This is a genomic window from Neisseria sp. P0013.S005 (assembly GCF_051958425.1).
Taxonomy (GTDB): Bacteria; Pseudomonadota; Gammaproteobacteria; order Burkholderiales; family Neisseriaceae; genus Neisseria; species Neisseria subflava.
On sequence record NZ_JBQCVL010000001.1, the window covers coordinates 169373 to 185386 of the forward strand.

Here is a 16014-nt window from a genome sequence, read left to right on the forward strand (position 1 = left end):
TCAGACGGCCTATTCCCCAAACACACCCATCCTCTAAACATCAAAAGGAATCTTCATGAAAATTATCTCCACCCTCCTCGTCCTCTTCGTCGCTGTCGAACACTTCTACATCGCCTGGCTCGAAATGACGCAAATTCCAAGCGAAAAAGCATCAGAACTGTTCAACATGCCTTACGAATTTATGGAACAAAAGCGCGTACAAACCCTGTTTTCCAACCAAGGCCTGTACAACGGTTTCCTCGCTATCGGCTTGGTATGGGCGCGCTTTGCCGCACCTGACAACGCGGTTTACGGAACGACCATCCTGTTCCTCGGCTTCGTCCTCATCGCCGCCGCATGGGGCGCGTTTTCATCCGGCAACAAAGGTATTTTGCTCAAACAAGGCTTGCCGGCATTTTTGGCCGCCGCAGCCGTCATTAACGCTTAAACACACCAGCCATTCTTTCCCCTCGAACTAACAGAAAGAATGGCTGCCTCAACCGATTTCTCAAAACGCTTCACCACAACAATTAAATCCCGCACACCCGACATTCATGACCATTCAAATCACACCAAACAATCCCCAATACCGCATTGTCGAAATCTTTGAAAGCCTGCAAGGCGAAGGCTGGAATACAGGCATGCCCGCCGTTTTCATCCGTTTGGGCAAATGCAATCTCGCGTGCAGCTGGTGCGATACCGACTACCTTAAATTCGGCATGATGAGCCTGTCCAATATTTTCGACCGTCTGAAAACCTACACGGCGCGCAACATCATCATTACCGGCGGTGAACCCACCATCCAACCGCATTTGGATACCCTGCTCAATGCACTCAAAGCCGAAGGCTATTTTCTGTGTATCGAAACCAACGGCCTCAACCCCGCGCCGCCGCAAATCGACTACGTTGCCACCAGCCCTAAAGCCTGCTATGCCGCCAAATATGAATCTAGTTGCATCGAGAAAGCCGACGAAGTGCGTATTGTTGCCGGCGGCGATGTCGTTGCGTTTTGCCAAGAGATGGAATGCAAAATCCGCGCCCAACATTACTACCTCTCGCCTTGCGAACAAGACAGTGTGATGAATATCTACGACACCATCCGCCAAATCGGTGTGTTAAACAGCCGACCCGATACCCCCGTCCATTGGCAACTGAGCGTACAGACGCATAAATGGGCAGGAATAGAATAATTCGTTTGAAATCAATTAAAAACAAATCCTTTACAAAATATTGAATGTAAATACCATTCGATATTCGACCAAATGCACTACTGGCAATGCTCTCAGGCCGTCTGAAAACCCAATTTCAGACGGCCTTTTTTGTTACAAACCTCTTGACCGATTACATAAGATTACGTAAAGTGTGCAACAGTTTTCATAAATTGGTAAAACCAATTTACCTGATAACTGGTTGCATCTAAAAAAGTGGCAATCCTTATTCGAAAAACATCTATTACTCAACACATCGCATCAAACCGCCATTGATTGACGGTTATGGTGCCCGTTGCCCCAAGGATAATCCCATGGCTCTCTTTCTCAGTATTTTTCCCATTGTGCTGCTGATCTGGCTGATGGTTAAGAAAAACAGTATGCCGTCCTACGTCGCGCTGCCGATTACCGCCGCGCTGATTTATGCCATCAAACTGTTTTATTTCGGCAACGACGCTATGTTGCTCAACGCAACAGCCGCGTCCGGCCTCGTCTCTACCCTGACCCCGATTACCGTGATTTTCGGTGCCATTATGTTTAACCGCATGATGGAAACCACCGGCTGTATCGACGTCATCCGCAAATGGCTGGCTACCATCAGCCCGAATCCGATTGCCCAGTTGATGATTATCGGCTGGTCTTTCGCCTTTATGATTGAAGGCGCATCCGGTTTCGGCACACCTGCCGCCATTGCCGCGCCAATCCTGATGAGCTTGGGCTTCAACCCATTAAAAGTAGCCATCTTCACTTTGGTCATGAACTCCGTACCCGTGTCCTTCGGTGCAGTAGGTACCCCGACTTGGTTCGGCTTCGCGCCTTTGGGCTTGGATCAAAAGAGCATTATGGAAATCGGTATGAGAACCGGCGTAATGCACTTCTTTGCTGGTTTCATCATCCCTGTGATCGGCTTGAGCTTCATCGTACCTTGGGCTGAAATCCGCAAAAACTTGGGCTTCATCGGTATCGCCGTATTCTCCTGTACCCTTCCTTACGTTGCCTTGGCGATGGTTAATGAAGAATTCCCATCTCTGGTTGCCGGCGCAATCGGTCTGATGGTGTCCGTATTCGCAGCAAACCGCGGCTGGGGCTTGAGCAAAGATTACGCCAAAGACCCGAATGCAGAAAAAGTACCTTTCGCACAAGTTGCCAAAGCACTGGCTCCTTTGGGTATGCTGATCGGCATGCTGGTGATCACCCGTATCAAACAGCTGGGCATCAAAGGCCTGCTGACCAGCAAAGAAGAATGGTTCAGCTTCCAACTGCCGTTTGATTTGTCCAAAATCACCGTCAGCGACTCCCTAACCATCACCTTCGGCAACATCTTCGGCCAAGGCGTAAACGCTTCCTACCAAACCCTATACGTTCCGGCTTGGATTCCGTTTGTCTTCACCGTTTGGATTTGCATCCTGCTGTACAAAACCAAATTCAAAGATGCGTGGTCTTTCTATGCTGCAACCTTCAACCAAACCAAAAAACCTCTGCTTGCCCTGATGGGTGCGTTGATTATGGTTCAACTGATGATGGTTGGCGGCGACGACTCCATGGTGAAAATCATCGGTAAAGAATTTGCCAATGCGGCTGGCGAACACTGGGTGTACTTCTCCCCATACTTGGGTGCAATCGGTGCATTCTTCTCCGGCTCCAACACTGTATCCAACCTGACCTTTGGTCCGATTCAACAACAAATCGCGCTTGATACCGGCCTGTCCGTTACCCTCATCCTCGCCCTGCAATCTGTCGGCGGCGCAATGGGCAACATGGTCTGCATCAACAACATCATCGCCGTGTGCAGCGTGTTGAACGTAAACAACGCCGAAGGCGCCATCATCAAGAAAACTGTGATCCCGATGAGCATCTACGGCATCATCGCCGTAACTGTGGCTGCAATTTTCTTCTTCTAAACCGCTTCATATCAAAGGCCGTCTGAATATTCAGACGGCCTTTCTTGTATTCTTTCGCTATATTTCTTAAAGAATCATTAATGTATATATTCCGCAACAACCCGCATAACCACTTTGCAACACCAAATTACAAACAACTTTCTATTAATAAACAATCCGGTAACCATAAGTAAACACTGTTTTGCAATTTACCCAATTGCCACTACCGACAAAACGCCTAAAATACGCTTCATCTGCAAACGGAAACCCTTTCTCACTTTGCAAGATAACACACAACACTCATATGGAGCTTAGATCATGAAATTACTTTCTGTTATCACTGCAGCCGCATTGGCTACTGTTTCCTTCTCTGCTGCCGCTGCACCTGCCGGCTTCGTTTCTTACAGTTGTGACGGTGGCAAATCACTGAACGTGATGTACGGCTTTGACCGTAGCGGCCGTGCCATTACTGCTGACGTAAATGCCGGTGGCAAAAAAGCCTCTTTGGTTGTCGACAAAAAACGTTCTGACAGCACTGGCACTACTTTCACCAACCGTAAAGGCTATGTAATGTCTGCCGGTTTCATCGACAAAAACACCCACACTACTTCTGAAGTAGTTGGCGTGAACGCCCCTAACGGCTCATTCCTGGTAAAAAACTGCGAACCACGTCCACGTTAATCCCAGTTTCCCTATTTAACCGAATCATCCCGGTTTGATAGAAAGGCCGTCTGAAAAACAATTTTTCAGACGGCCTTTTGATTCAAGCCTATAAAAAAGAGCGTGTACCGTACACGCTCTTTTTGTTTGTTCACACACCAATTAAATACGCATCGGCATTACGATGTATTTGAAGTTCGGATTATTCGGCATGGTAAACAGCGTTGAACGGTTGGCATCGCCGAAAGCAAGCTGCATATCGTCGGAGTGTATGTTACGCAACACATCCATCAGGTAGCCGATGTTGAAACCGACTTCGAGTTCTCCGCCTTGGTAAGCGATTTCCAGCTCTTCGCGCGCCTCTTCCTGCTCGTTGTTGCTACATACGACACTCAGCAAACCAGGCTGCAGGAACAGTCGTGCGCCGCGGAATTTTTCATTGGCAAGAATGGCGGCACGCTCGAGTGCACCCAAAAGCTGGGTACGGGATACGAGGAAAATCTTGTCATTATCCAAAGGAATCACGCGGTTAAAGTCAGGGAACTTGCCGTCGATGACTTTGCTGACAATGGTTGTGCCATTGCATTGGAAGCGTACTTGATTGTCCAAAAGCTCAACTGTGATGGACTCGGACGGATTATTCAACAGCTTGAAGAGTTCCAATACCGTTTTACGCGGCAGGATCACTTCCGTTTTCGGCAGTTCTGCTTCAATTTGACTGGCCGCATAAGCAAGGCGGTGGCCGTCGGTTGCAACAAGGCGCAGCTGATTACCTTCAACCTGCATCAGCAAACCGTTGAGGTAATAGCGGATATCTTGAACTGCCATGCTGTATTGCACTTGCGAAAGCATGGTTTTGAAGGTTTCTTGAGTCAGTGAGAAAGTCGCACTGACGTCGCTGCCGACGCTCATCAACGGAAAGTCTTCAGCCGGCAAGGTTTGCAGGGCAAAACGAGATTTTCCCGCGCGCAGAGTCAAACGGTTGTCCGCCCAATCCAGTGACACCAGCGCACTGTCAGGCAGGGCACGCAGGATGTCTTGGAATTTTTTAGCGTTGGTCGTAATACGGAAATCGCCTGCCTGACTTTCAGGGCCGGCGGTATTGATTTGGATTTCCAAGTCGGTTGCCAAAAGTTTGGTTTGTCCGTCTTTGCTTTCCAGCAACACATTAGACAAAATCGGCAGAGTATGGCGACGTTCGACAATACCGGTAACGGCTTGCAACGGCTTGAGCAGACTGTCGCGATCGGCTTGTAAAATCAGCATGTTCCATTCCTTTGAATTTGAAATCGGTTGATTTGGGTATTTTAGAATATTTTTTGTATTCAGACGGCCTCACATTGACATCAGGCCGTCTGAATATTGCATTGGGTCAGTTCTGAATCAAAATCAGCAGTTTTTCGTAGTCTTGCGCCAATTCGGGATCTTCTTCGCGCAGTTTTGCCACCGCTTTGACACCGTGCATCACGGTCGTGTGATCGCGACCGCCAAAGGCATCACCGATAGAAGGCAGGCTGAGCGTGGTCAGCTCTTTGGTCAGACTCATGGCAACTTGGCGCGGACGGGCAATATTGCGCGTGCGTTTTTTGCCTAATATATCGCTGATTTTAATACGGTAGTATTTGGCTGTCGCATCGATGATGATGTCGGCGGTAATGACTTTGTGTTTCTCGGCAATAATATCCTGCAAAGCCGTACGCGCCAAATCCATGTCGATGACAGGACGGTTCATAAAACGGCTGCTGGCACTGACGCGGTTGAACGCGCCTTCCAGCTCACGCACATTGGAACGGATCAGATTGGCGATAAACAGAGCAGCTTCGTCTTCGATACTGATACCGGCTGCTTCTGCCTTTTTCTGCAAAATCGCCACGCGCATTTCCAATTCGGGCGGTTCGAGTTCCAAAGTCAAACCCCATGAAAAACGGGACTTGAGACGGTCGTCCATACCCTCGATCTTGGCAGGCAATACGTCGCACGTCAGGATCAGCTGTTTTTTCTCGTTGTGGAAATGGTTGTACAGATAGAAGAACTCTTCCATCGTACGGTCTTTGCCTTTAATGAACTGAATATCGTCGATAATCAGCAGGTCATATTGTTTGTATTGTTGCTTGAACACATCATAAGTGTTGTTGCGTACAGCCTTCATAAAGCTGCGGATATAGTCATCCGAGTGCATATAACGCACTTTGGCATCAGGACGGTTTTTCAGCAATTCATTGCCGATGGCTTGCACCAAGTGGGTTTTACCCAAACCGGTACTGCCATATAAGAAAAACGGGTTGTAGCCCTGCCCCGGATTTTCAGCAATCGCTTGGGCGGCAGCGGCGGCAAGGCGGTTGCCCTTACCTTCCACCAAAGTTTCAAATGTATAGTCACGCGACAGATTGGTCTGTTCGTAGCGTGCTTCTTCCGCATCGTGTTGCGCGTCGGTTTTGGCTTTGGCAACTGCTTTAGACTCAGCCGGAGCGACAGTTTGCACTTGAGGCTCATGCGGCAGGTTTTTCATGCGTTGCGCCAAAATCTCGGCAGCCGTCATGGCAGCGGCAGGTTTGGAAACCGTTTCAGACGGCCTATCTTCTTCCATTGCAGCAGCAGTTTGCAAAGGCATTTGAACAGGCTCTACACACTCTTCGACTTCAATGACCTCTTGCACTTGCACTGGCGCAACAGTCTGAGCCGCCATTTCATAATGCTCACCTACGCCCGGCTTAAACGCGAAAGCAGCCTGCTGAGGCACCAACTCGGCACGCACGGCGTCAATTTTGGCGGCAAACTGGCTTTTGAGCATATTGCAGGCAAATTGGTTTTTACCATACACCACCCATACGCCGTTTTCTTCGCCCACGGTCAAAGGCGCAATCCATTGCGCAAACTGCCCGGCAGGCAACATTTCGTGAAGGCGGCGAAGGCACAGCGGCCAAAATTCAGCTAACGTCATGAGATTAAGCTCGGAAATGGAAGATTTGGGAAATACAAGAAGGCAGAGCAGACAGGCAATCCGATAAAAATCAAATTTTTACGATACTCCCGCTTTCAGACGGCCTTGCACACAGAGAAAAGCAAGGTTGGTCAATTATACCCATTCCGCTCTTTTTTATCCACAACCGCCGCAAAATTTTATCCACAAATTCTATCAATGCATAAAACCCGTTGTCACACTTTAGCCAACGAAAAGTTTTTATATTGATTGACAAAAGCGGCAAATTGGAGTGTAATTCATGGTTTAATTATCTACCAATTTTTAGGAAACATCATGAAACGCACTTATCAACCTTCCGTTACCAAACGCAAACGCACCCACGGCTTCTTGGTTCGCTCCAAAACCCGCGGTGGTCGCGCAGTATTGGCTGCCCGTCGCGCCAAAGGCCGCAAACGCCTGGCTGTATAATTTTGAATTACGGCTTCTCGAAGCAGTATCGCTTATTAAAAACGGATGATTTTTCATCCGTTTTTGCGTTGAAAAACCGACGCAGCCGCGATTTGCTGCAAGTCTCCCAGTCCGCAGACAACGCGCTCGGCCATCCGCGCCTTGGTTTGGTCGTCAGCAAAAAGACTGCCAAACGCGCCCATGACCGCAATTATATGAAGCGCGTCATCCGCGACTGGTTCAGACTGAATCAACACCAGCTGCCGCCGCATGATTTTGTTGTGCGCGTGCGTCAGGCGTTTAATCGGGAAACTGCCCCAGAAGCCCGAGACCAACTTGCCCAGCTGATGAAAAAACGCCGATGAATACCCTGCTTTCCAAGCTCTTCCTTGCACTCATCCGCTTTTACCAATACTGCATCAGTCCCCTCATTCCGCCGCGCTGCCGCTATACCCCGACCTGTTCACAATACGCAGTCGAAGCCGTCAAAAAATACGGTGCATTCAAAGGTGGATGGCTGGCAATCAAACGCATCGCACGATGCCATCCTTTCGGCGGACACGGACATGACCCTGTTCCATAATGCTGCTGTCAACCATTTAAAGAACACGATTTCCTTTAATTTCCCGTCGGTTTCTATATAATGCCGTCTGAAGCAGTTTTCATCTCGATTACCTATCCGTCAATTCCAGGAATCTCTTATGGATTTTAAAAGACTAATGGCGTTTTTTGCCATTTCAGTGGCAATCTTTGCCGGCTGGGAACATTTTTTCCCCAGCCCCAAACCTAATCCGGCGCAACAAGCCGCGCAACAGCAAACGGCCGCCGCTCCGGCAAAAGCCGCTGCCGAAGCCGCGCTTGCCCCGGCCTCTCCCATTACCGTTACCACAGACACGGTTAAAGCCGTCATCGATGAGAAAAGCGGCGACCTGCGTCAGCTGACCCTCTTGCAATACAAAGCAACCGGCGACGAACACAAACCTTTCGTCCTGTTTAACGACGGCAAGGAATACACCTACGTTGCCCAATCTGAACTTTTGGACGCTCAAGGCAACAACGTTCTGAAAGGCATCAGCTTTACCGCCCCACAAAAACAATACAGTTTGGAAGGTGACAAAGTTGAAGTCCGCCTGAGCGCACCTGAAACCAACGGCCTGAAAATCGACAAAGTTTATACTTTTACCAAAGGCAGCTACTTGGTTAACATCCGCTTTGACATTACCAACAGCAACGGCCAACCTGTCAACCTGAGCGCGGACTACCGCATCGTACGCGACAACAGCGAACCCGAAGGTCAAGGCTACTTCACCCGCTCTTACGTCGGCCCGGTGGTTTACACCCCTGAAGGCGACTTCCAAAAAGTCAGCTTCTCTGATTTGGACGACGATGCCAAATCCGGCAAATCCGAAGCCGAATACATCCGCAAAACCCCGACCGGCTGGCTCGGCATGATTGAACACCACTTCATGTCCACCTGGATTCTCCAACCTAAAGGCGGACAAAGCGTTTGCGCCGCTGGCGACTGCCGTATCGACATCAAACGCCGCAATGACAACCTGTACAGTGCAAGCGTCAGCGTACCTTTAGCCGTGATCCAAGCCGACGCAAAAGCCGAAACCGCCATCAACCTGTATGCCGGCCCGCAAACCACTTCCGTTATCGCCAATATCGCCGACAAACTGCAACTGGCCAAAGACTACGGCAAAGTACACTGGTTCGCCTCTCCCCTCTTCTGGCTCTTGAACCAACTGCACAACATCATCGGCAACTGGGGCTGGGCAATCATCGTTTTGACCATCATCGTCAAAGCCGTACTGTACCCATTGACCAACGCCTCTTACCGCTCTATGGCAAAAATGCGTGCCGCCGCACCTAAATTGCAAGCCATCAAAGAGAAATACGGCGATGACCGCATGGCGCAACAACAAGCCATGATGCAGCTTTATAAAGACGAGAAAATCAATCCGCTGGGCGGCTGTCTACCTATGCTGTTGCAAATCCCTGTCTTCATCGGTCTGTATTGGGCATTGTTCGCCTCCGTAGAATTGCGCCAAGCGCCATGGTTGGGTTGGATTACCGACTTAAGCCGTCCGGATCCTTTCTACATCCTGCCTTTGATTATGGCGGCAACCATGTTTGCACAAACTTATCTAAATCCGCCGTCAACCGACCCAATGCAGGCGAAAATGATGAAAATCATGCCTTTGGTTTTCTCCATCATGTTCTTCTTCTTCCCTGCCGGCTTGGTTCTGTACTGGGTAGTCAACAACCTCTTGACCATCGCCCAACAATGGCACATCAACCGCAGCATCGAAAAACAACGCGCCCAAGGCGAAGTCGTTTCTTGATAAAAGCTTAGGCAACACAAAGGCCGTCTGTTGTTCAGACGGCCTTTTTTATTTCCTCAAACAAATACAGTTTGAGATTGAACCCAATCCAGTTTTAAGCTTTTAAGCGGCATGCAACACAAAAATCGTCGGGCGTTTCTTCAAATTCGGCATTTCTTTTCTTTTTCGCCACTGCGCAATCGTCTGGCTGATGATTTCCTGTGTCGGCAAGGTCAAATCCGTAGCCACACATAAGCGCGTTTCAGGATGCAGGTTTTCCACCGCATCAGCCAACAACGCATCGTTGCGATACGGCGTTTCGATAAACAGCTGCGTTTCATTCTGCTGGCGTGAACGTTGCTCCAAAGCCTTCAAACTCTGAATTCGCTCATTTTTTTCAGACGGCAGATAACCCTTAAATGCAAAGTTTTGCCCATTCGCACCCGAAGCCATCAGCGCCAGCAACAAGCTGGACGGCCCAACCAAAGGCCGTACTTCAAACCCGTGTTTATGCGCCAATGCCACCAAATTCGCACCCGGATCGGCAACAGCCGGACAACCTGCCTCGCTGACAATGCCCATACTGCGCCCTTCTTGCAAAGGCTTCAGCAGTTCCGGCAAAGACTTCAAATCCGTGTGTTCATTCAGCGTTTGCAAATTCAGTTCGCGGATAGGCGTAGTCACACCCAAATGCTTCAAATGCGCGCGCGCTGTTTTTTCCGCTTCCACAACAAAATCCGTCAGCCCGACAATCGCCTGTTGTTCATGCGGCAACAGGCATGGCGTATCAGGCGCACCCAAAGGGGTAGGAATCAAATACAAAACCGGTTTCATTCTTGCAACTCCAAAAAATCTCAGGCCGTCTGAACACATTCAGACGGCCTCAAACTATAAAACTTCCACACCTTCGTTTTTCAAAAAATCAATCAGACGGAAAATCGGAAGGCCGATCAAAGCATTCGGATCCGTACTTTCAATCCGCTCCAACAAAGCAGCGCCCAAACCCTCACTCTTCGCCGCACCGGCACAATAAACCGCATCCGGCTCGCGTTCCAAATATCGGCTGATTTGTTCCTGCGTCAACTGGCGCATGGCAACCACCGTATGATCGACATGATGCTGAACCTTGCCCGTAGCAGTATTCAAAAGCACGATTGCACTGTAAAATTCAATCCGTTTTCCGCTTAAGTCCGCCAGCATCTGTTGTGCATTTGCGACGTTCATCGGCTTGCCCAACTGCCGTCCTTCGCACCATGCGACTTGGTCTGCACCGATAATCAGCGCGGCAGGGAAAGCTGCCGCCAATGAACGAGCTTTGCCTTCAGCCAAACGCAGCGCCGTTTCGCCCGCATGCTCGCCCGCAATAGGCGTTTCGTCAAAATCAGGCAATGCCGTCTGAAAATCGATACCCAAACGGCGAAGCTGTCCGCAGCGGAAAACCGAACTCGACCCTAAAACCAAAGGCAGTTTTACTTCCATATTTTTACTTAAAAACATTGACGTTAGACTGCCGAAATTATATCATACTCCGTTTATGTCATACCCTAATTTGATTGACCCAGAAGTTTTCGCCGCCGAAGGGCAGAATCTGCAAGGCAGCTTCCTGCTCGAAGAATTGGATGAACGAGTCAGTTCGCACGATTATCCGGCCGACAAACAGACACGCGTGTCGTTTACGCTGCAAGGCGGTCGCGACCGGCTGCAACGTCTGTTTCTCGATTTAAACGTCAAAGCCGACATGCCCCTGATTTGCCAGCGTTGCATTACGCCCATGCCGTTTCTACTCGATGAAACCAGCCGTATCGTCCTGTTTGCCGATGAAGAGAGTTTGGACGAAGCCATGCTTGCCGATGAAGAATTGGAAGGCATGCTGCTCGAAAAAGAGCTTGACGTGCGGACTCTGGTTGAAGACCAAATCCTGATGTCGCTCCCTTTCTCCCCTCGACACGAAGACTGCGGCAACAATGGAACACTGGACGAAGTCAATCGGGACAAACCAAACCCCTTTGCTGTTTTAGCAGGTTTGAAAAGCAGTTAATTAGGACACAGTTTATTTATCTAGGAGCTTGAAATGGCCGTTCAACAAAACAAAAAATCCCCTTCTAAACGCGGTATGCACCGTTCACACGACGCTCTGACTGCGCCTTCTCTGTCTGTTGACAGCGCAACCGGCGAAGTGCATCGTCCACACCACATTTCTCCAAACGGTATGTACCGTGGCCGTAAAGTGGTAAAAGCTAAAGGCGAATAATCCGTTCGTCTGACTGAAAAAGCCAGAATATTGCCATGCAATGACTGGCTTTTTTGCATTGCACCCTGTATTTTCCTCTTCGGAAGCACACCATGAAACGTAAAATCTGGTACACCTACGACGACATCCACCGCGTAATCAAAGGATTGGCGGAAAAAATCCAAAACTCCGGCACCAAATACGATGCCATGATTGCCATTGGCGGCGGCGGTTTTATCCCTGCCCGCATGTTGCGCTGCTTCTTGGAAATTCCGATTTACGCCGTCACCACAGCCTACTACGACAGTGATAACGAAGGTCAAGTTACCGAGGAAGTGAAAAAAGTCCAATGGCTTGATCCCGTTCCAGATGCCCTGAAAGGCAAAAACGTACTGGTTGTTGACGAAGTGGACGACAGCCGCGTTACCATGGAATTCTGCCTGAACGAATTGTTGAAAGAAGATTTCGGCACTGTCGGCGTGGCAGTATTGCATGAAAAAATCAAAGCCAAAGCCGGTAAAATTCCTGAAGGTATCCCTTATTTCAGCGGCATTACCGTTGAAGACTGGTGGATCAACTATCCTTGGGACGCGCTGGACATTGACGAACACAACAAATTGGCCGCGCAAAACCAATAAATCTGGCACGACCGTCGCAACAAGCCTTTTCATCTGATTTTCAATTCAATTTCCTGAAAATCAGGTGAGAGTGCTTGTCCGATTGTTTGAGGCCGTCTGAAACACACAAACCGGAGAACAACATGATTACACTGGCCGTAGATGCCATGGGCGGAGATGCAAGCCTTGCGATGACCGTCCCCGGTGCAGTGGATTTCCTGAAACAGCAATCCGACGTACATCTGATTATGGTCGGAGATGAAGCAGCAGTCCGTCAAGCATTAAGCTCGGCAGGCGCGCCTATGGACCGCATTACCGTCTGCCATGCAGCACAAGTCGTCGAAATGGATGAAGCGCCGCAATCCGCGCTGAAAAATAAAAAAGAATCATCCATGCGCATCGCCATCAACCAAGTCAAAGAAGGCAATGCGCAAGCCGCCGTATCGGCAGGTAATACCGGCGCACTGATGGCGACCGCCCGATTCGTCCTCAAAACCATTCCCGGCATTGAGCGCCCTGCCATCGCCAAATTCCTGCCTTCTGACAGCGAACACGTTACCCTGGCTTTGGATTTGGGTGCCAACGTCGACTGTACGCCCGAACAACTGGTTCAATTTGCCATCATCGGCAGCGAGCTGGTACACGCGCTGCACCCTGAAAAAGGCAGCCCTCGTGTCGCCCTTTTGAACGTCGGCACTGAAGACATCAAGGGCACGGATGCCGTCAAACAAACCTTTCAACTGTTGAGCAGCAGCAAACTCAACTTTATCGGCAATATCGAAAGCAACAGCGTTTTGTATGGCGAAGCCGATGTCGTTGTCGCAGACGGATTTGTCGGCAACGTTATGCTCAAAACCATCGAAGGCGCGGTTAAATTCATGAGCGGCGCCATCCGCCGTGAATTCCAAAGCACCCTGTTCAACAAACTTGCCGCCATTGCCGCCCTGCCCGCGCTCAAAGGTTTGAAAGGCAAATTGGATCCGCGCAAATTTAACGGTGCCATCCTTCTTGGCTTACGCGGCATCGTGATTAAGAGCCACGGCGGAACTGACGAAGTCGGCTTCCGTTATGCTTTGGAAGAAGCCTACCACGAAGCCAAATCTGCCGGCCTCGCCCAAATCGAACAAGGCGTAGCCACCCAGTTGGCTGCTTTGGAAGCCGCCAAAGCAGCAACCGAACCGGAAGAAACAGCTGCTCCAAAAACGGAAGCTTAAGGCTGATATACACAGGCCGTCTGAAACTTCAAAATGTTCAGACGGCCTGTTTTTATCTTTAATTACCGGCTTCATTCTTAATATTGGGAATTTTCCCATTTTCGCTTACAATACCCGACTATCTGAATCAATTCTCTAAAAAGGCCGTTCTCATGCAATATGCCAAAATTTCCGGTACGGGCAGCTACCTTCCTGCCAACCGCGTCAGCAATGACGACCTTGCCAAAAAAGTGGACACTTCCGACGAGTGGATTACCACGCGTACAGGTATCAAATTTCGCCATATTGCAGACGACAGCGAAAAAACCAGCGATTTGGCCGCCGAGTCAGCGCGCCGCGCCTTGGCAGATGCCGATTTACAGGCTGACGATATCGATTTGATTATCGTCGCCACAGCCACTCCCGATATGCAATTCCCTTCTACGGCAACCATCGTGCAGCAAAAATTGGGCATTGCCAACGGCTGCCCTGCCTTCGACGTACAAGCCGTGTGTGCCGGTTTTATGTATGCCCTAACCACTGCCAATGCCTACATCAAAAGCGGCATGGCGAAAAACGCTTTGGTTATTGGCGCGGAAACTTTCAGCCGCATCGTCGATTGGAACGACCGTACCACCTGTGTCCTCTTTGGTGACGGTGCGGGCGCGGTTGTCTTAAGCGCATCTGACGAACCGGGCATCATTCACGGCAAACTCAAAGCCGACGGCAACTACCTCAACCTTTTAAACGTCCCCGGACAAATCGCAAACGGCCAGATTTGCGGTTCGCCCTACATCAGCATGGACGGCCCCGGCGTATTCAAGTTTGCCGTCAAAATGCTGGCAAAAATTGCAGATGATGTCATCGAAGAAGCCGGTTACACCGCCGATCAAATCGATTGGATTGTGCCGCACCAAGCCAATAAGCGCATTATCGACTCTACCGCCAAACACTTGGGCTTGAGCATGGACAAAGTGATCTTGACTGTCCAAGACCACGGCAACACGTCCGCCGCCTCCATTCCGCTGGCACTGGATGTCGGTATTAAAAACGGCCAAATCAAACGCGGACAAAACCTCTTGCTCGAAGGCATCGGCGGCGGTTTTGCCTGGGGTGCGGTTCTGGTGAAATATTAATGTTTAGGCCGTCTGAACATCCCTTTCAGACGGCCTATTCTGCTAAAACCCATGAAATCCCTAACGTTTGCACTCTGCATCAGCATCTTATTTTTAGGCGTAACGTTTATGGTATTGCCCAAACTGGCAATCGCCTATCTCGCACTGAGTGCATACGTTTTCCTGCTTTACTACCTAGACAAACAGCACGCACGCAACCACGGCAGACGCATATCCGAAGCAAAATTGCACCTGCTCAACCTGCTTGGTGGCTGGCCGGGCGGTTATTGCGGCAGCCTCGCATTCAGGCACAAAACCAGCAAACCCGGATTTATCCGCACCTTCCGGCTGACCGCCGCAACCAATACTGTCGCCACCCTCCTTCTGCTGGCAGACACCCTCAAACATTCAAACCAATAAGGAATTACCATGTCTTTCGCATTCTTCTTCCCCGGACAAGGCTCACAAAGCCTAGGCATGATGAACGGCTTTGCTGAGCAAGCCATCGTTAAAGCCACATTTGACGAAGCTTCCGCCGTATTGGGTCAAGACCTGTGGGCAATGATTAACGGCGAAGATGCCGAATTAATCGGACAAACCGTCAACACCCAGCCCATCATGCTGGCTGCCGGCATTGCTACCTACCGCGCCTACTTGGAAGCCGGCGGTAAAATCCCTTCCGTCGTTGCAGGCCACAGTCTCGGCGAATACACTGCCCTCGTCGCTGCCGGCGCATTGGATTTCGCAGATGCGGTCAAACTGGTTCGCCTGCGCGCTGAACTCATGCAATCTGCCGTACCGCAAGGCGTAGGCGCAATGGCCGCTATTTTGGGTTTGGAAGATGAACAAGTAAAAGCCATTTGTGCCGAAGCTGCACAAGGCGAAGCCGTTGAAGCCGTCAACTTCAACTCTCCAGGTCAAGTTGTGATTGCCGGCAATACCGCCGCGGTCGAACGCGCCATGGCCGCCGCCAAAGAAGCCGGAGCCAAACGCGCCCTGCCGCTGCCTGTTTCCGTTCCCTCACATTGCAGCCTCATGAAGCCCGCAGCGGAAAAACTTGCCGAAGCATTGAAAGACATCACCATCAAACAACCGCAAATCCGCGTCATTCATAACGCCGATGTTGCCTCTTATGATGATGCCGACAAAATCAAAGATGCCTTAGTACGCCAACTGTATAGCCCGGTGCACTGGACAGAAACCGTCAACGCGCTTGTTTCCGAAGGCATCACCGAATCCGCCGAATGCGGCCCCGGCAAAGTCCTTGCAGGCCTCGCCAAACGCATCAATAAAGAAGCCGCGTGCAGCGCATTGACCAATGCCGACCAAGTGGCTACATTTATCGAAGCCCACTAAAACGTTTTTAGACGGCCTTCCTCAAAAAGGCCGTCTTTAATTCTTGAATATAAACCAGTAAAATAACAACAAAAAAGAT

19 protein-coding genes are annotated in these 16014 nt (G+C 50.0%); 15 read left to right on the forward strand and 4 right to left on the reverse strand.

Going from position 1 to position 16014, the window contains the following annotated elements:
* The first annotated feature begins 55 nt into the window (after nucleotides 1–55).
* The 4 genes from ACTHTA_RS00840 to ACTHTA_RS00855 all read left to right on the forward strand — a co-directional run bounded on the left by ACTHTA_RS00840 (nucleotide 56) and on the right by ACTHTA_RS00855 (nucleotide 3748).
* Complete coding sequence (locus ACTHTA_RS00840; protein ID WP_313971127.1) at nucleotides 56–427, forward strand: DUF1304 domain-containing protein; 372 nt, start codon at nucleotides 56–58, stop codon at nucleotides 425–427.
* Between the two features lie 106 nt (nucleotides 428–533).
* Nucleotides 534–1169, forward strand: coding sequence for a 7-carboxy-7-deazaguanine synthase QueE (locus ACTHTA_RS00845; RefSeq protein ID WP_440364017.1), 636 nt, complete (start codon nucleotides 534–536; stop codon nucleotides 1167–1169).
* A gap of 332 nt (nucleotides 1170–1501) precedes the next feature.
* Nucleotides 1502–3088: an L-lactate permease gene (locus ACTHTA_RS00850; protein ID WP_003684590.1), complete on the forward strand. Its 1587-nt coding sequence runs from the start codon at nucleotides 1502–1504 to the stop codon at nucleotides 3086–3088.
* A 297-nt stretch (nucleotides 3089–3385) separates the two neighbouring features.
* On the forward strand, nucleotides 3386–3748 hold the full coding sequence (locus ACTHTA_RS00855) for an ACP-like domain-containing protein (protein ID WP_070749422.1): 363 nt from the start codon (nucleotides 3386–3388) through the stop codon (nucleotides 3746–3748).
* A 141-nt stretch (nucleotides 3749–3889) separates the two neighbouring features.
* On the opposite strand, the gene dnaN is transcribed toward ACTHTA_RS00855, so the two are convergent.
* The gene (gene dnaN, locus ACTHTA_RS00860; protein WP_070749423.1) at nucleotides 3890–4993 is read right to left on the reverse strand and encodes a DNA polymerase III subunit beta; all 1104 of its coding nucleotides are present in this window, start codon (nucleotides 4991–4993) and stop codon (nucleotides 3890–3892) included.
* A 106-nt stretch (nucleotides 4994–5099) separates the two neighbouring features.
* Nucleotides 5100–6668 (reverse strand): chromosomal replication initiator protein DnaA, encoded by a 1569-nt coding sequence (gene dnaA, locus ACTHTA_RS00865; protein ID WP_313971126.1) that lies wholly within the window; start codon nucleotides 6666–6668, stop codon nucleotides 5100–5102.
* Nucleotides 6669–6983: 315 nt separating this feature from the next.
* Here dnaA and rpmH point away from each other — a divergent pair, with 315 nt between their 5' ends.
* The 4 genes from rpmH to yidC all read left to right on the forward strand — a co-directional run bounded on the left by rpmH (nucleotide 6984) and on the right by yidC (nucleotide 9445).
* The gene (gene rpmH, locus ACTHTA_RS00870; RefSeq protein ID WP_002214728.1) at nucleotides 6984–7118 is read left to right on the forward strand and encodes a 50S ribosomal protein L34; all 135 of its coding nucleotides are present in this window, start codon (nucleotides 6984–6986) and stop codon (nucleotides 7116–7118) included.
* Nucleotides 7119–7120: 2 nt separating this feature from the next.
* A complete protein-coding gene (gene rnpA / locus ACTHTA_RS00875; protein WP_049352010.1) occupies nucleotides 7121–7462 on the forward strand; it encodes a ribonuclease P protein component in 342 nt (113 codons plus the stop codon).
* The gene (gene yidD, locus ACTHTA_RS00880) at nucleotides 7459–7680 is read left to right on the forward strand and encodes a membrane protein insertion efficiency factor YidD (protein ID WP_003684591.1); all 222 of its coding nucleotides are present in this window, start codon (nucleotides 7459–7461) and stop codon (nucleotides 7678–7680) included. Before rnpA ends, yidD begins: the two co-directional genes overlap by 4 nt.
* 118 nt (nucleotides 7681–7798) lie before the next feature.
* Nucleotides 7799–9445, forward strand: a complete 1647-nt coding sequence (yidC, locus tag ACTHTA_RS00885) for a membrane protein insertase YidC (RefSeq protein ID WP_308888299.1) — start codon at nucleotides 7799–7801, stop codon at nucleotides 9443–9445.
* A gap of 102 nt (nucleotides 9446–9547) precedes the next feature.
* Here the strand turns inward: yidC and ACTHTA_RS00890 are convergent, their stop codons facing one another.
* Together ACTHTA_RS00890 and ACTHTA_RS00895 are read right to left on the reverse strand one after the other, a co-directional pair.
* Nucleotides 9548–10258 carry an SAM-dependent methyltransferase gene (locus ACTHTA_RS00890; protein ID WP_250590719.1) on the reverse strand — a complete coding sequence of 237 codons (711 nt, stop codon included), beginning with the start codon at nucleotides 10256–10258 and terminating at the stop codon, nucleotides 9548–9550.
* A 54-nt stretch (nucleotides 10259–10312) separates the two neighbouring features.
* Nucleotides 10313–10903: a Maf family protein gene (locus ACTHTA_RS00895; RefSeq protein WP_308888300.1), complete on the reverse strand. Its 591-nt coding sequence runs from the start codon at nucleotides 10901–10903 to the stop codon at nucleotides 10313–10315.
* A gap of 55 nt (nucleotides 10904–10958) precedes the next feature.
* On the opposite strand from ACTHTA_RS00895, the gene ACTHTA_RS00900 reads away from it, so the two are divergent.
* The 7 genes from ACTHTA_RS00900 (at nucleotide 10959) to fabD (ending at nucleotide 15935) form a co-directional block, all read left to right on the forward strand.
* Nucleotides 10959–11462, forward strand: coding sequence for a YceD family protein (locus tag ACTHTA_RS00900; protein WP_004520416.1), 504 nt, complete (start codon nucleotides 10959–10961; stop codon nucleotides 11460–11462).
* 33 nt (nucleotides 11463–11495) lie between these two features.
* Nucleotides 11496–11675 (forward strand): 50S ribosomal protein L32, encoded by a 180-nt coding sequence (gene rpmF / locus ACTHTA_RS00905; protein ID WP_002240035.1) that lies wholly within the window; start codon nucleotides 11496–11498, stop codon nucleotides 11673–11675.
* Between the two features lie 92 nt (nucleotides 11676–11767).
* The gene (locus tag ACTHTA_RS00910) at nucleotides 11768–12292 is read left to right on the forward strand and encodes a phosphoribosyltransferase (protein ID WP_107737733.1); all 525 of its coding nucleotides are present in this window, start codon (nucleotides 11768–11770) and stop codon (nucleotides 12290–12292) included.
* Nucleotides 12293–12414: 122 nt separating this feature from the next.
* On the forward strand, nucleotides 12415–13485 hold the full coding sequence (gene plsX, locus ACTHTA_RS00915; protein ID WP_313971124.1) for a phosphate acyltransferase PlsX: 1071 nt from the start codon (nucleotides 12415–12417) through the stop codon (nucleotides 13483–13485).
* Nucleotides 13486–13637: 152 nt separating this feature from the next.
* Nucleotides 13638–14600: a beta-ketoacyl-ACP synthase III gene (locus ACTHTA_RS00920; protein WP_308888239.1), complete on the forward strand. Its 963-nt coding sequence runs from the start codon at nucleotides 13638–13640 to the stop codon at nucleotides 14598–14600.
* Nucleotides 14601–14651: 51 nt separating this feature from the next.
* Nucleotides 14652–14999 carry a DUF1294 domain-containing protein gene (locus tag ACTHTA_RS00925; protein ID WP_308888238.1) on the forward strand — a complete coding sequence of 116 codons (348 nt, stop codon included), beginning with the start codon at nucleotides 14652–14654 and terminating at the stop codon, nucleotides 14997–14999.
* 9 nt (nucleotides 15000–15008) lie between these two features.
* Nucleotides 15009–15935 carry an ACP S-malonyltransferase gene (gene fabD, locus ACTHTA_RS00930; protein WP_308888237.1) on the forward strand — a complete coding sequence of 309 codons (927 nt, stop codon included), beginning with the start codon at nucleotides 15009–15011 and terminating at the stop codon, nucleotides 15933–15935.
* The last annotated feature ends 79 nt before the right edge of the window (nucleotides 15936–16014 follow it).

Excerpts from the sequence above, each read along its gene's own strand:
- ACTHTA_RS00840 (WP_313971127.1), top strand. The coding sequence starts at position 56 with ATGAAAATTATCTCCACCCTCCTCGTCCTCTTCGTCGCTGTCGAACAC.
- ACTHTA_RS00845 (WP_440364017.1), top strand. The coding sequence starts at position 534 with ATGACCATTCAAATCACACCAAACAATCCCCAATACCGCATTGTCGAA.
- ACTHTA_RS00850 (WP_003684590.1), top strand. The coding sequence starts at position 1,502 with ATGGCTCTCTTTCTCAGTATTTTTCCCATTGTGCTGCTGATCTGGCTG.
- ACTHTA_RS00855 (WP_070749422.1), top strand. The coding sequence starts at position 3,386 with ATGAAATTACTTTCTGTTATCACTGCAGCCGCATTGGCTACTGTTTCC.
- dnaN (WP_070749423.1), bottom strand. The coding sequence starts at position 4,993 with ATGCTGATTTTACAAGCCGATCGCGACAGTCTGCTCAAGCCGTTGCAA.
- dnaA (WP_313971126.1), bottom strand. The coding sequence starts at position 6,668 with ATGACGTTAGCTGAATTTTGGCCGCTGTGCCTTCGCCGCCTTCACGAA.
- rpmH (WP_002214728.1), top strand. The coding sequence starts at position 6,984 with ATGAAACGCACTTATCAACCTTCCGTTACCAAACGCAAACGCACCCAC.
- yidD (WP_003684591.1), top strand. The coding sequence starts at position 7,459 with ATGAATACCCTGCTTTCCAAGCTCTTCCTTGCACTCATCCGCTTTTAC.
- yidC (WP_308888299.1), top strand. The coding sequence starts at position 7,799 with ATGGATTTTAAAAGACTAATGGCGTTTTTTGCCATTTCAGTGGCAATC.
- ACTHTA_RS00890 (WP_250590719.1), bottom strand. The coding sequence starts at position 10,258 with ATGAAACCGGTTTTGTATTTGATTCCTACCCCTTTGGGTGCGCCTGAT.
- ACTHTA_RS00895 (WP_308888300.1), bottom strand. The coding sequence starts at position 10,903 with ATGGAAGTAAAACTGCCTTTGGTTTTAGGGTCGAGTTCGGTTTTCCGC.
- ACTHTA_RS00900 (WP_004520416.1), top strand. The coding sequence starts at position 10,959 with ATGTCATACCCTAATTTGATTGACCCAGAAGTTTTCGCCGCCGAAGGG.
- rpmF (WP_002240035.1), top strand. The coding sequence starts at position 11,496 with ATGGCCGTTCAACAAAACAAAAAATCCCCTTCTAAACGCGGTATGCAC.
- ACTHTA_RS00910 (WP_107737733.1), top strand. The coding sequence starts at position 11,768 with ATGAAACGTAAAATCTGGTACACCTACGACGACATCCACCGCGTAATC.
- plsX (WP_313971124.1), top strand. The coding sequence starts at position 12,415 with ATGATTACACTGGCCGTAGATGCCATGGGCGGAGATGCAAGCCTTGCG.
- ACTHTA_RS00920 (WP_308888239.1), top strand. The coding sequence starts at position 13,638 with ATGCAATATGCCAAAATTTCCGGTACGGGCAGCTACCTTCCTGCCAAC.
- ACTHTA_RS00925 (WP_308888238.1), top strand. The coding sequence starts at position 14,652 with ATGAAATCCCTAACGTTTGCACTCTGCATCAGCATCTTATTTTTAGGC.
- fabD (WP_308888237.1), top strand. The coding sequence starts at position 15,009 with ATGTCTTTCGCATTCTTCTTCCCCGGACAAGGCTCACAAAGCCTAGGC.